At 71.8% G+C, this 14,036-nt stretch carries 10 protein-coding genes, 1 pseudogene and 1 riboswitch; of the genes and pseudogenes, 2 read left to right on the top strand and 9 right to left on the bottom strand.

The genetic code is table 11. The annotated features are described in order from the left end of the window. Positions 1–14: 14 nt before the first annotated feature. The 8 genes from QA802_RS24715 to fahA form a co-directional block, all read right to left on the bottom strand. Entirely contained in the window at positions 15–2,987 is a 2,973-nt protein-coding gene (locus tag QA802_RS24715) for a fumarate reductase/succinate dehydrogenase flavoprotein subunit (protein WP_334526684.1), read from the bottom strand. A gap of 11 nt (positions 2,988–2,998) precedes the next feature. Next, a complete protein-coding gene (locus QA802_RS24720) occupies positions 2,999–3,814 on the bottom strand; it encodes an ABC transporter ATP-binding protein (protein WP_443042176.1) in 816 nt (271 codons plus the stop codon). Beyond that, positions 3,798–4,763: an ABC transporter permease gene (locus tag QA802_RS24725; RefSeq protein WP_334526687.1), complete on the bottom strand. Its 966-nt coding sequence runs from the start codon at positions 4,761–4,763 to the stop codon at positions 3,798–3,800. Before QA802_RS24725 ends, QA802_RS24720 begins: the two co-directional genes overlap by 17 nt. After that, positions 4,760–6,103: an ABC transporter substrate-binding protein gene (locus tag QA802_RS24730; RefSeq protein WP_334526689.1), complete on the bottom strand. Its 1,344-nt coding sequence runs from the start codon at positions 6,101–6,103 to the stop codon at positions 4,760–4,762. Before QA802_RS24730 ends, QA802_RS24725 begins: the two co-directional genes overlap by 4 nt. A gap of 16 nt (positions 6,104–6,119) precedes the next feature. Further along, positions 6,120–6,347 carry a 4Fe-4S dicluster domain-containing protein gene (locus QA802_RS24735; RefSeq protein WP_037669921.1) on the bottom strand — a complete coding sequence of 76 codons (228 nt, stop codon included), beginning with the start codon at positions 6,345–6,347 and terminating at the stop codon, positions 6,120–6,122. A gap of 140 nt (positions 6,348–6,487) precedes the next feature. Next, positions 6,488–7,276, bottom strand: a complete 789-nt coding sequence (locus QA802_RS24740; protein ID WP_334526699.1) for a GntR family transcriptional regulator — start codon at positions 7,274–7,276, stop codon at positions 6,488–6,490. A gap of 142 nt (positions 7,277–7,418) precedes the next feature. Next, positions 7,419–8,357 (bottom strand): M56 family metallopeptidase, encoded by a 939-nt coding sequence (locus QA802_RS24745; protein ID WP_334526702.1) that lies wholly within the window; start codon positions 8,355–8,357, stop codon positions 7,419–7,421. A 379-nt stretch (positions 8,358–8,736) separates the two neighbouring features. Next, entirely contained in the window at positions 8,737–9,948 is a 1,212-nt protein-coding gene (gene fahA, locus QA802_RS24750; protein ID WP_334526705.1) for a fumarylacetoacetase, read from the bottom strand. A 487-nt stretch (positions 9,949–10,435) separates the two neighbouring features. Between fahA and QA802_RS24755 the strand changes: the two genes are divergently transcribed. Further along, positions 10,436–11,260, top strand: a complete 825-nt coding sequence (locus QA802_RS24755; protein WP_319164230.1) for an HAD family hydrolase — start codon at positions 10,436–10,438, stop codon at positions 11,258–11,260. Positions 11,261–11,269: 9 nt separating this feature from the next. Here the strand turns inward: QA802_RS24755 and QA802_RS24760 are convergent, their stop codons facing one another. Continuing rightward, complete coding sequence (locus QA802_RS24760) at positions 11,270–11,752, bottom strand: transglycosylase SLT domain-containing protein (protein WP_319164231.1); 483 nt, start codon at positions 11,750–11,752, stop codon at positions 11,270–11,272. A 4-nt stretch (positions 11,753–11,756) separates the two neighbouring features. Continuing rightward, positions 11,757–11,958, bottom strand: a riboswitch (cyclic di-AMP (ydaO/yuaA leader). 786 nt (positions 11,959–12,744) lie between these two features. On the opposite strand from QA802_RS24760, the pseudogene QA802_RS24765 reads away from it, so the two are divergent. After that, positions 12,745–13,754: pseudogene (locus QA802_RS24765) on the top strand (polyprenyl synthetase family protein). Positions 13,755–14,036: the final 282 nt, after the last annotated feature.

Here is a 14,036-nt window from a genome sequence, read left to right on the forward strand (position 1 = left end):
TCCGGGCACCTTCCTCAAAGGGCGCGGCCCGCGTAGGCCCTGACGTCGGCGTCCGAGTCGGTCGTCGCCGTGGCGAGGGCGGCGCGGGCGGCCTCCGAGGCGCGCAGGCGGGTCAGGGCCAGCACGGCGGCCTTGCGGACGTCGGCGTTCGGATCGGCCAGGGCCTTGGCGAGGACCGGCACGGCCGTGTCGGGGTGGGTCACGGACAGCGCGGTGGCAGCGCCGGCACGGACCTGCCAGGCCGGGTCGGCCAGGGCCTCCACGGCGCGGGCGGCGAGCGGCGCCGGGCAGCCGGTCGTGCCCAGCGCCCCGTAGGCGGCGGCGCGGACCAGGGCGTCGGGGTCGTCGACCAGACGGACGAGCGCCGTGTGGACGGCGTCCCGCTCGATGGTGGCCCCCGGACCCGCGCCCATGCCCGTGGCGGAGGCGAAACCGGCTCTGGTTCCGGATTCGGCTCCGGCTCCGGCTCCGGAAGCGAATCCGCAATCGGCTCCGCCGTCCGCGACCGGTGAGGCGCCGGTGAAGGGCAATGGGCCGATGCCGTGTCCGCCCCCGGACTCCGCCGACCCGTCGCCGCCGAGGCGTCCGGCGGCCACCGTGGCCAGGGATCTGGCGATCGTGACGCGAACCTCGCGGGACGGGTCTGCGGTCGCCGCGCGAGCCAGTTCGTCGGCGGCGTCGACGGAGACCAGAGCGCGGACGGCCTCGATCCGGACGGCGATGTCCGCGTCGGTGAGGGACCCGGCGAACAGGGCGGCGTCCCCGAGACGCAGGGCGCGCAGAACGTCCAGGGCCGCCGCACGGACGACGGGGTCGGCCTCCGTGAGCGCGGCGGCGAGGCCGTCCCGAAGGGCGGGCTCCGCGGGCAGGGTCTCGACGAGTTCCCGGAGCGAGGCCGCGGCGGCGGAGCGTACCGCGGCGGCGGGGTCGCGCAGCGCTTCGGCCAGTGCGGGACCGGTGCCCGAAGGCAGGGTCTCGGTGAGGACGGCGACAGCCTCGCGCCGGACGGCAGGCGCGGGGTCGGACAAGTAGGGCAGCAGAGCGCCGAGTTCGGGCTCCTCCTCGGCGAGGGCGACGAGTTCGAGCAGACGGGACGAGGACCGGGGGGAGGAGGCGTGGTCGAGGGCGGGTTCGGGGGCGGCGGGCGCCGAGACGGTCGTCTCCGCCGTGCGGGCCTCGGCCCCCGCGGCGACGGGCGCCACGTCGCGTGAACCGGCCGTCGCCACGTTCTCGGCGTGCACCTCGCCGATGTGCCGCGAAGTGCCGCCGACGGGGGTGAACTCGTCGATCGGCACCAGATACGGAGCCACGGGCCGGGCCGTGAACTCCATCGCACCGGAGGGGGACTTGTGCAGATCCAGATGGTGGAACCAGGAGGAGTCGTCACGATGAGGGTGGTCGAGACGGTCGTGGTAGAGGCCCCAGCGGGACTCGGTGCGGGCCAGGGAGGCGCGCGCGGCCATCTCCGCGCAGTCGCGGATGAAGGTGACCTCGGCGCAGCGCATCAGCTCGTGCGCGGTACGGGCGCCCATCCCGGCGATGTCGTCGCGCATCCGCTCGAAGGACTCCAGGGCAAGCGACAGCCGCGCGCCCGACTTCGGCGGGGCGACGTAGTCGTTCACGAAGCGGCGCAGCTTGTACTCGACCTGGGGCTGCGGCGGGCCCTCCGGGTTGCGCAACGGGCGGTAGATCAATTCGTGCGCCTGGCGCAGCTGATCGGCGGGCAGCTCACCGTCGTACGCCGTGTACCGGGCGGCGTCCGACCCGGCCAGGTCGCCGAAGACGAACGCGCCGATCATGTAGTTGTGCGGGACGCAGGCGAGGTCGCCCGCCGCGTACAGCCGGGGGACGGTGGTGCGGGCGTGTTCGTCCACCCGGACGCCCGACGCCGAATGGCCGCCGCACAGGCCGATCTCCGAGATGTGCATCTCGATGTCGTGGGTGCGGTAGTCATGGCCGCGGCCGGCGTGGAAGGTGCCGCGGGAAGGGCGCTCGGTGGAGTGCAGGATCGACTCCAGGGAGGCGATCGACTCCTCGGGCAGATGGCTGAGCTTCAGGTAGACGGGGCCCCGGTCGCTGGCGACCTCCGCCGCGAACTCGGCCATCATCTGCCCCGACCAGTAGTCGGAGTCGACGAAGCGTTCGCCGTGCCGGTTGACCTGGTAGCCGCCGAAGGGATTGGCGACGTAGGCGCAGGCGGGGCCGTTGTAGTCCTTGATGAGCGGGTTGATCTGGAAGCACTCGATCCCGGTCAGCTCGGCGCCCGCGTGGTAGGCCATGGCGTAGCCGTCGCCCGCGTTGGTGGGGTTCTCGTACGTGCCGTACAGGTAGCCGGAGGCAGGCAGGCCGAGGCGGCCGCAGGCGCCGGTGGCGAGGATGACGCCGCCCGCGCGGACGGTGACGAACTGCCCTGTGCGGGTGTTGAAGCCGACCGCGCCGATGGCCCGCCCGTCGTCGGGGGCCGTCAGCACGCGTACCGGCATCACCCGGTTCTCGATGCGGATCCGCTCCCGCATCTCGCGCCTCCGCAGCTGCCGGTACAGGACCTTCTTGACGTCCTTGCCCTCCGGCATGGGCAGCACATAGGAGCCGGAGCGGTGGACCTGGCGGACCGCGTAGTCGCCGTGTTCGTCCTTCTCGAACTTCACGCCGTACGACTCCAGGCGCTGCACCATGGCGAAGCCGCGGGTGGCGGTCTGGCGGACGGTGGACTGGTCGACGATGCCGTCGTTGGCGCGGGTGATCTCGGCGACGTAGTCGTCGGGCTCGGCGCGGCCCGGGATGACGGCGTTGTTCACGCCGTCCATGCCCATCGCGAGCGCGCCCGAGTGGCGGACGTGGGCCTTCTCCAGGAGCAGCACGTCCGCGCCGCGTTCGGCGGCGGTCAGGGCGGCCATGGTCCCGGCGGTGCCGCCGCCGATGACGAGGACGTCGCAGGTCAGCTCTTCGGCGTCGGTGAGCGCGGGGATCTGCAGGAGGGTGTCCACCGGGGTGCCTTTCAGGTGCTCAGGGAGGTCAGGACGTCGCGCCGCAGGGCCGCGCGCGCGGGGTCGTCGTTTGCGGCGCGGTCGCGGGGGCGGGGTACGTCCCGTACGGCTACGAGCCGGCCCGCGCCGAGCAGGGCCACGCGGTCGCCGAGGAACAGGGCCTCGTCCACGTCGTGCGTGACGAAGACGACGGTGGCCCCGGTCCCCCGCAACACCTCCACCAGCAGGTTCTGCATGCCGGCGCGGGTCTGGGCGTCGAGGGCGCCGAACGGCTCGTCCATGAGGACGGCGCGCGGGCCCGCAGCGAGGGCGCGGGCCAACTGGGCCCGCTGGCGCTGCCCTCCTGAGACGCGGTGCGGCAACTGCCGTGCGCGGTCGGCGAGTCCGACCCGCTCGAGCCAGTCGGCGGCCTTCCCTCTGCGTTCCGCGCGCCGAAGGCCCTGGATGGCGAGAGGCAGTTCGACGTTGGTCTGCAGGGTGCGCCAGGGCAGCAGGGCGTCCTCCTGGAAGACCAGCGCGCGGTCCGCCGCGGGTCCGCCGATCGGCAGGCCGTCCTGCTCGACGGCTCCGCCCAGCGCGGGCAGCAGCCCGGCGAACGTGCGCAACAGCGTCGACTTCCCACAGCCCGAAGGGCCGACGACGGTGAGGATCTCGCCCGGCGAGACGTCCAGGTCGACGTCGGCCAGGGCGGCGGCGTCGGGGCGGCCCAGCGTGGCAGCACGAAGGGTGAGCCGGGTGCCCCGCGCGGGGGAGCCCGTTGCCGTACCGGCGGCGGCCCTCACGGTCGGGGGGCCGGGGGTCTCACGGGTGTCAGACGAGGTGCTCACGGCGCGTCCCCTCGGGTTCGGGTCCGCTGCGTACGGCGTCGTCGGCGCCGCCGGACGAGGCGGAGGCGGACGGGCTGGAGCCGGAGGAGACGGCGGAGGAGATGGAGTCGGCCGGTGTCGGTGTCGGTGTCGGCTTGGGCGTGGGGGTCTCGAGGCGCCGTGGGCGGGGTCGGCCGCCGGCGGGAACGTACGAGGTGCGGGGCAGCCAGCGGGTCAGCCGACGGCCGAGGAGTTCCACGGCCGTGGAGGTGGCCCAGCCGAGCACACCGATCGTGACCATGCCGACGAAGACGCCCGGGTAGTCGACCACGGTGTAGTCCTGCCAGGTGCGGTAACCGACGCCGTACTGACCGGAGATCATCTCGGCGGAGATCACGCAGATCCACGACACGCCGATGCCGACCGACAGCCCGCCGAAGATGCCGGGCAGCGCACCCGGCAGCACGACCGAGCCGAGTATCCGCCACCGGCCGCCGCCCATGGTGCGCACCGCTTCCTCCCATCCAGGGCTCAGCGCGCGGACCGCGTGCCGGGTGGAGACCATGACGGGGAAGAAGGCGGCGGTGAAGGTGATGAAGACGATGCCCTGTTCGTTGGAGGGGAACAGGAGGATCGAGACGGGGACCAGGGCGATCGCGGGGATGGGCCGCACGACCTCGAGGACAGGTCCGAGCAGGTCCTCGGCCAACCGCGAGCGCGCCACGAGCACGCCCGTGGCGACCCCCACGACGGCGGCCAGCAGGAAGCCGCTGAGGATGCGGGTGAGACTGTCGGTGAGATCGGTCCAGTAGTCGTCGCCGGCCATGCGGTCCGCGAAGGCGCGCGCCACGTCGGCGACCGTCGGGAACTGCGAGAACCGCAGCCACAGGTCGACGTTCAGGCTGGTCAGCAGCTGCCACAGACCGAGAGCGGCGGCCACCGAGGCGAACCGCAGCGCATACCGGCTCATGAGGCCCGCCCCAGGGCGTCGTCGTACGTCACGACGCGGGCGCCGCCGTGCGCGGCGACGTAGACCTGCGCGGTGGCCGGGGTGACGAAGGGCAGGAGGGTCGTGCCGTCGGCCACCCAGACCGCCTTGTCGGCGAACCACAGGGTGCCGGTGGTGGCGTCGGGGACGTAGGCGGCGCGGACCGCGTCCTTGTGCCCGGCGACGTAGTTCAGCAGCTCGGCGGGGGTCTTGAAGGCGAGGGTCTTCGTGGCGTCGCCCTTCGGCCAGACCTCGCTCGCCGCGGGCGGCGGGGCGGCGGCGAGCTGCCGGGCGTACGACGAGCCGAGCGCCTTCCTGACGTACTGGTCGTCGACGAAGGAGTCCACGTCGACGTCGCCGGTCAGCTTGGCCGCCTTGAGGATCGACACGTCCTTCTCGAGGGCGGAGACCAGTTGGGGTTTGACGGCGGGGTCGAAGGTGGAGATGCCGTGGGCTCCGTTGTAGAGGTAGACGACCTCGGCGGGCAGCTCGGTGGCCTTGGCGACGCTCTCGGCGGCGGCCACGGGGTGGCCGTTCAGATAGGCGGTGGCCTCGGCCTGCGCCTTGAGGAACGCCTCCAGTACCGCGGGGCGCTCCTTGGCGAACTTCTCGCGGACGGTGACGCCGTGGAACGTGGCCAGGTTCAGCTGGGCGCCGTCGTAGAGGGCCTTGGCCTTGCCCTGGTAGGCGAGCAGGCCGGGCCATGCGACGAACTGCGAGAGGGCGTCGGCGCTGCCCGCGGAGAGCGCCGACGCGCCCACGGCCGGCTGCTGGTTGAGTTTTTCGACGCCTTTGTCCGGGTCGATGCCGGCCCGCTGCAGGGCGCGCACGAGGGTGCCGTCGGCGGCGGAGCCCACGCTGGTGGAGACCTTCTTGCCCTTGAGGTCCTGGAGGGAGGCGAGCTTGGAGTCGGGTGCGGTGACGATGGTGTTGAGACCGCCGCGGAGGTTGTAGCCGGTGATCGACACCAGGTGCGTGGGCTGGTTCAGCTGCTTGCCGCGGGCCGCGTTGATGAGGAGCGGGAAGTCGCCCATCGAGCCGATGTCGATCTTCCCGGCGGTCATCTGCGCGGTGATGGGTGCGCCGGTGGCGTAGTCCTGCCAGTCCACCTTGTAGGTTCTGCCGTCGCCGAGCGCGTTGAGTTCTTTCTCGAAGTAGCCGAGGGAACGCAGGAGGGTGCCCGCGGTGACCGTGTTGATGGTCTTGGACTGGTAGCCGACGGTGACGGTGACCGTGGAGTCGCTGCCGGCCTCCGCACTGCCGCACCCGGCCAGCGGGAACAGCAGGAGGACGGCGGTCGCGGCCGCTGCCTGGGATTTCATGGGAGATGCGGACCTTTCACCGGAGCAGGTAGGGCATGTTGACCGTGACGGCTCCGGTGGGGCAGCGGGCCGCGCAGGGGCCGCAGTACCAGCACTCGTCGACGTGCATGTAGGCCTTGCCGTTGCGCTCGTCGATGGCGAGGGAGTCCAGCGGGCACATGTCCACGCAGAGGGTGCAGCCGTCGATGCACTTCGACTCGTCGATGGTCACGGGCACGTCGGCCCGCTGGGGCGCCAGGGTCATGGCTGTCTCCGAAAAAGTCCCGAGAAATTCTGCGAGATCCCGTGCGGCGGCGAACCGATGGGGCCTTGCCGAACGATGAAGGGGTGAGAGCGGGAAAGCAGGGCGGAATGGCTGGGGAGGGGGCGGCGGGAGATGGAAGGTCACAGCGAGCGGTGCAGTTGTCCACTCATCGAGATGCGGTCGCCGCGGAAGCGGATGAACTCCAGGTCCACCGGGCGTCCGTCGGCGAGATGGGTGAGGCGTTCGAGCATCAGGACGGCCGCCCCGCGCGGCGCCTCCAGTACGGCGGCGGAGTGGGCGTCCGCGGTCACCGCCTCCAGGGTGATCTCGGCGTGGCCGAGGCGCTGCCCGGTGAGGGCTTCGAGGAGACGGAAGACGTCGGTGTTCTCCAGATCGGCGCCCAGCAGATCGGCGCCGATGTCGAGCGGGATGTAGGTGAGGTCGAGCGAGAGGGGAACGCCGCCCAGGCGGCGCAGGCGTTCGATGTAGAGGACATCGGCGCCGGGCGGGACCCGGAGGCGGCCGGCCACTGGTGCGGGTGCCGCGACGGGTCCCATCGTGCGGACCTCGTTCGTGACGTGGCCGTGCTCGTGCAGGGTCTCCGCGAGCCCCATCAGACGGTCCAGCCCATGGGGGTACTTCTGTGCCACGACGATCGTGCCGACGCCGGGCAGGCGTTCCACCAGCCCTTCGGCCCGCAGGAGGTCGAGGGCCTCGCGGACGGTGTTGCGGGAGGCGCGGTAGTCGGCGGCGAGGGTCCCCTCGTGGGGGAGCATGCCGGCCGGGAAATCGCCGGTGAGCAGTTGGCGACGGAGCAGGTCGGCGAGCTGACGTGCCTGGTCCGCGCGCAGCCGGCGCCGCGCACGGTGGGCGGCGACGGTGGTCGCGCCCTGGCCGGCGTGGTCTCGGATGCGGTCGGTGGCTGGCATGTTTCGAACCATACCGACTCACTAGGGAAACAGGTGTTGCCGGAATGTTGCGCCATCTGCGGCAACGTCAGACAAGGGTGTGACCTGGGGAAACGGCTGCCCTTCGAGGCAGATCCGCCACTTCGCGGAGAGATCCGCGGGTTCAGGACAGCGCGGTCAGTCCTGGGGCGAAGGTGATCAGCAGCGGCAGCAGCGGGACCAGCGTGGCCACGGTCGTCGTCAGCGCCCGGTGTCTGCGCAGCAGGCGTGGGGGCGGCTCGAGGAGCCGGTCGACGCGCTCGCCCAGGAGGCGGTGACTGGAGGCGCAGGACAGGACGCCGCGGTGCTGGTTCAGCTCGATCAGGGCCAGCGCCGTGGTCAGGTGCCCGCAGCGGCGTGACGCCGTGTCGTCGGCGGCGAGTTCGACCAGGCGGTGCGTCTGGTCGCAGAAGTGCGAGAAGAGCGGAATACGGGGGAAGCCGGTGGCAAGGGCAGTGGACAGGTGGAGCAGCCAGTCGTGGTGGGCGCGGGCATGGCCGCGCTCATGGGTGAGGACGGCGTCCAGCTGGTGGGAGGTGAGGCGGTGCAGGGCGCCGGTGGTCACGATCAACTGGGGCGGGCTGCCGGGCATCCACCAGGCGTCCGGGTACTCGTCCTCCAGCACGAGCAGCGGGCCCCGGGCGGGCGGCAGGCCCGCGGGCAGGTCGGGGGCGCGTTCACGCAGGTGGGCCCGCGCCCGGTCACGGCGTCGGCGCGCCTCGACGAGTTCGCGGGCGAGCATGGCGGTGGTCCAGGCGGCCCCGCAGGCCAGCAGCAGCGTCAGGGCCGTCGCCCACAGCGGGGCGGCGGAGAGGTCGTACGCCTCCGTGACCTCCGCCGGGGCAGGCGCGAACACCTGTGAACGGACGGTGTGGAAGACGGCCGCAGCGCCCAGCACCAGCGCGGTCAGGCAGCACAGCAGCACGGTGGCGACCAGGCACTGCCACACCCACAGCCCCACCACCGGCTCACGCTCGGGCCAGGCGGCGCGGGTCAGCGCACGAGGGGCCGGCACCGCGGCGGCCAGGCCGACGATGCTCAGCAGGAGCAGGCAGACGGTCATGCCGGGGGCTCCGGATCCTGGTAGGGAAGGGGGAGCGCGCCACACGGGCGCGAAGTGCGTGCCGGCGGCGCGCACGCGTGCGGCCTGCCACGGGCGGCAGGCAGGGTACGAAGACCGCGCCCGCCGCCAGTATGACGGCGGTTCCGCCGGGAGTCAGCCCAAGCCGACGCCCGGATTCGACGAGGGCCGGCTTGTCCGGGCACGGACCACGAAGCAGGCCGGCACACCCAACGTCCCGCCGCACGTCGCACCGGACGTCCCGCCGCACGTCCCGCCCTACGTCGGGCCGAACGCCCCGCCGAAAGTCGCACCGCGCGTCATCGCACCGCCTGCCCTCGAGTTCGAGGCCGGGCCTGTGATCGGGCGCGGGAGAGGGGCTTCACCCGGTGACCACCCGGCCGCTCACCTCGCCCAGTCCCACCCGCAGTCCGTCGGGGCCGGGAGCCCACGCCGACAGGGCCACCACATCGCCGTCCTCCAAAAACGCCCTTTTGCCGTCGGGGAGTTCCAGCGGGTCACGGCCGTTCCAGGTCAGCTCCAGGAGGGAGCCGAGCTGGTCCGGGTTCGGTCCGCTCACGGTGCCCGAGCCGTACAGATCGCCGGTGCGCAGGGAGGCCCCGTTGACCGTGAGGTGGGCCAGTTGCTGGGCGGCCGTCCAGTACATGGCGCAGAAGGGCGGCTCGGAGACGACGTGACCGTTGACCGCGACGGAGATGCGCAGGTCGTAGCCTGCGGGTTCGGCGGCGGAGTCGTCCAGGTAGGGCAGGAGGGGGTGGGTCCGCTCCGGGGGCGTGGTGCGGGCCTCGTCCAGAGCTTCGAGCGGGGTGATCCACGCCGACACCGACGTGGCGAACGACTTGCCGAGGAACGGGCCGAGGGGCACGTACTCCCAGGCCTGGATGTCACGGGCGGACCAGTCGTTGAGCAGGCACAGTCCGAAGACGTGCTCGCGGTAGTCGGCCAGCGCGACCGGGCTGCCCTGCTTCGACGGCACTCCGACCACGAAGCCGACCTCGGCCTCGATGTCGAGCCGCACGGACGGACCGAAGACGGGGGCGGGATCGGAGGGCGCCTTGCGCTGGCCCGAGGGGCGCACGATGTCCGTGCCGGAGACCACGACCGTGCCGGCGCGGCCGTGGTAACCGATCGGCAGGTGCTTCCAGTTGGCGAGGAGGGTGTCGCCGGCGTCCGGGCGGAAGATCGCGCCGGCGTTTCGCGCGTGGTGTTCGGAGGAGTAGAAGTCGACGTAGTCGGCGACCTCGAAGGGGAGGTGCAGGGACACCGCCGACAGGGGATGCAGGAGCGGTTCGACGGTGGGGCGGTGGGCAGGGTCGGTGACCCACTCCGTGAGCGTGCGGCGCACCTGCGACCAGACGGCACGGCCCGCCGCGAGCAGCGGGTTCAGGGTCGGCGCCGAAAGCAGCTCCGCGTGGGGCGAGCCGAGCGCGCGGGCCGCCGCGCCCGCGTCCAGCACGTGCTCGCCGAGCCGGACGCCGACGGTCCGCCCGGTGGAGCCCGAGAGGGAGAACACGCCGTACGGGAGGTTGTGCGGGCCGAAGGGATCGCCCTCGGGAAGGTCGAAGGGGGGCATGGGGTACTGCCTCTCTTTCCTGCACTCATCGGTCTCGCCATGTCGTGGCCACCGGATACCGGGCGGATGTCGCGCGGGTGCGGCGAGCCGGGCCACACGTTACGGCTGACCTGGCGAAAGCGACATGGGGGACCGGCCGGCGAGGCGTTTCGGCCTGCAGCCCTGCAGCCCTGCAGCCCTGCAGCCCTGCAGCCCTGCAGCCCTGCAGGCCCCGCAGCCCGGGAGGCCCGCCGCCCTCCGCATCCGGCGGACCGACTCCCGGTGGTGCACGGGCGGGGCAGGGGCCCGGCCCGCCATCTCGAGCCGGTGCAGAGACCCTTGGCCGTCGGCTCCCCGGGCGAAGGGTCAGAAAGCCGCTTCAATGAGCCAGTCCCGGGACGGTCGGTAAAGACCAGTCCCGCAAGGAGAGTTGGCAGAACAGGGCAGGACCTGGCCGTCGTTCGCTTCTCGTCGAACCAGGGGGGTACGAGATCCGTATTCTCTGATCATGGCCGCACCCACCGCATATGCCGCGCGCACCGCGTACTCCCTGATCGCCACAGACCTGGACGGAACGCTGCTCCGCGGCGACGACACCTTCTCCGACCGGTCGCTCGACGCGCTCGCGCGGGTGGCCGCCGCCGGCGCACGCCACCTGGTGGTGACGGGACGGCCCGCGCCCCGCGTGCGGCCGCTCCTCGAGCGCCTGCACAGCAGGGGGCTCGCGGTGTGCGGACAGGGTGCGCAGCTGTACGACGCCGGCGCGGACCGGCTGCTGTGGTCGGTGACCCTGGACCGGGAGCTGGCCGAGACCGCGCTGGGCAAGATCGAAGCGGAGGTCGGGCAGCTGTACGCGGCGGTCGACCAGGACGGCGTCGACGGGCTGACGCTCATCGAGCCGGGGTACCGGATGCCCCACCCGACGCTGCCGGCGCTGCGCGTCGGTCGTCGCGACGACCTGTGGTGCGAGCCGATCAGCAAGGTGCTGCTGCGTCATCCCACCCTGTCCGACGACGAGTTGGCGGCGACGGCCCGCTCGGTGGTCGGCTCGCTCGCCACGGTCACGATGTCGGGTCCCGGCACGGTCGAGCTGCAGCCCTGCGGGATCACCAAGGCGACGGGGCTGGCGCTGGCCGCGGAACACCTCGGGCTGCGGCCCGAGGACACCGTCGCCTTCGGGGACATGCCCAACGACATCCCGATGTTCGACTGGGCGGCGCGCGGTGTCGCGATGGCCAACGCCCATCCCGAACTCAAGGCGGTGGCCGACGAGGTGACGACGTCGAACGAGGACGACGGCGTGGCCGTCGTCCTCGAAAGACTGTTTCCGTGAGCCCGGGGGTCAGTAGGCGCCGAAGACGTTGTCGATGGAGCCGTAACGCGCGGCCGCGTAGTTGCAGGCGGCGGTGATGTTCGCGACCGGGTCGTAGGAGTCCCAGGAGGTGCCCTCGACGTGGTACGCGCGGAAGGTCGGGTCGATGACCTGCAGCAGGCCCTTGGACGGGATGCCCGCGGCGGCGTTGGAGTCCCAGAGGTTGATGGCGTAGGGGTTGCCCGAGGACTCGCGGATGACGTTGCGGTAGATGCCGTTGTACGTCCCCGGGATGCCGTGCTCCGACATGACCTGCAGGGAGGCGCGGATCCAGCCGTCGAGGTTGTCGGAGTAGCCGAGGCTGCTCGCGGTGGCGACGGTCGGCGTGGTGGCCGCGGAGGCGGTGGTCGCGCCGATGAGCGGGAGCGCCAGTACGGCGACTCCGGTGCCGGCGATGGCGAGCTTGCGGGCGAGACGAGACGTGCGGGTGGGGCGCTGAGCGGCAGCGGACATGATGAGTTTTCCTCTCCGTCGCCTGCGAGGTGAGCTGTCGGGTTCGGGCGGGAGCTGCCCGGTCGCGTCCTGAAGACCGCGACTTCACCCCAAGCCGCAACGGATTGCCCGAAACGCTCCGAATATCCAGAACGTCAGGGCCATGCGATGCGGCGACTTACCTGGTTCCCCCGCTCCTGCCATGCGTTTCTCGGTGGGTGTTACGGGCGGCGGCAGGATTAGGCGTCCGCCCGACTGGCCCGGAACGTATGCGAGAGCACATGTCCGAAACAAGTGTCGGATTCACAGATGACCCCTATTGACCTTGGTCTGTGCCGTATGGGCCACTTGATCCTTTGTGGGTGCAAAGTGTCAACTCGCTTGAGGAGTGCGGTGAATCGATGGGTGGCGGGGCGCGACTGTCGCCGGCGGGACAGTGAGCCATGTCACGGAGAGTCGCAAGGCTGGCGAATCGGGCATTAGCCTCAACTCGCTTGTTATGGGGTGCGGGAGGAGTGGACGGGTCGGGGTCGTGCTTCCTGCGGTGTCGCCGGTGTCGCCGGTGTCGCCGGTGGCACCTGGGGCGCATCCAGTGACACGTCCTGCGGCGCCTCCTGTGCGCCTGGGCTGCCTCCCGCGGGGCTGCCTTCGTGGCCCTCCGCGGCCTCCGTGCGGGATGGCCATGCCATTTTCGAGCCCCGGACGTCGCCCCCGGACGTCGCCCCCGGACGTCGCCCCCGGACGTCGGCGTCGGCCTGGCGTGGAGCATGATTCAGCGCTTCGCGGCAAGCAGATGAATATCTCTTCGTATGAGCTGATCAAAAACGTCACGGACGTGATCGGATACGGTCTGGCCGGATGCGCGCACCTCGCGGGCGAGTGCATTCGCCCCCGGGGGACGTGGGGGCTATCGGTGATCGAAACGTGACCGGATACGCTGACTCGAGTGATGGCAGCGACCTATCGACAAACCGCGTAATCGCCAGTAGACACCAGCAGACAGGAGACCCCTCGTGACCGTCGTCGGGCCGTTCGGGCTGAGCGTGCGGGACCAGGCTCTGGAAGCCGATGTCCAGGCCGGATTGGCGGCTGTCGAGGAAGGCTTGCTCGAGGCCACCAAGAGTGAGGTTCCGTTCATCACGGAAGCCGCCCAGCACCTGGTGCGGGCGGGCGGGAAGCGGTTCCGCCCGCTGCTCGTGATGCTCGCGGCGCAGTTCGGGGACAGGCACGCGCCGGGCATCGTGCCGTCGGCCGTGGTGGTGGAGCTGACGCACCTGGCCACGCTGTACCACGACGACGTGATGGACGAGGCCGCCGTGCGGCGGGGGTCCCCAGCGCGAACGCCCGCTGGGGCAACTCGGTGGCCGTCCTCACCGGCGACTTCCTCTTCGCACGCGCCTCGCACATCCTGGCCGATCTCGGTCCGGAGGCGGTGCGGGTGCAGGCGGAGGCGTTCGAGCGGCTGGTTACCGGGCAGATCCTGGAGACGGCGGGGCCCACGGACGGACGGGACCCGGTCGAGCACTACCTCGACGTGCTCGGCGGCAAGACCGGTTCGCTGGTCGCGGTGGCCTGCCGGTTCGGCGCGATGATGTCGGGCGCCGACGAGACGGTCGTCGACGTGCTGACGCAGTACGGCGAGCGGCTCGGCGTCGCCTTCCAGCTGGCGGACGACGTGCTGGACATCGCGTCCGACTCGCACGAGTCCGGCAAGACGCCCGGCACCGATCTGCGCGAGGGCGTGCCCACGCTGCCCGTGCTGCGACTGCGGGAGCGGGCCGCGCGCCTGTCCCTGCCCGAGGACGTCGCGCTGTGCGAGCTGCTGGACTCCGACCTGAGTGACGACGCCCGGCTGGCCGAGGCCATCGAGGCGCTCCGGGCCCACCCGGCGCTGGAGCAGGCCCGCCGGGACACCGTGCGGTACGCGAAGGACGCGCGGGCCGCGCTGGCGCCGCTGCGCGAGTGCGACGCGAAGGCGGCGCTGATGGAGCTCTGCGACGCGGTGGTCCACAGAGCGGGCTGAACCCTCCCCGCGAGTTCCGGCACTGATCATCGCCGAGCCCCCAGAGCGGTCTGCCTGCCGAGCTCCCGAGCCGTCCTGCTGCCGAGTCCCCGAGCTCCTCAGCTGCTGAGCCGTCCGGCTGTCGAGTCCGTGCCCGTCGGCTGCCGGGTTCTCGTGTGCGCCGTGTCACCCGCGCCACCGTCGAGCCGTCGTACCCCTACGGGTCGGCAGGCGTCCGGGCGTTCCCGTGTCATACCGCAGGTGTACGGGAGTTGAGCCCTCGGGTTGACGCTTCCGAGGAGT

The organism is Streptomyces sp. B21-105, from assembly GCF_036898465.1.
Classification (GTDB): Bacteria; Actinomycetota; Actinomycetes; order Streptomycetales; family Streptomycetaceae; genus Streptomyces.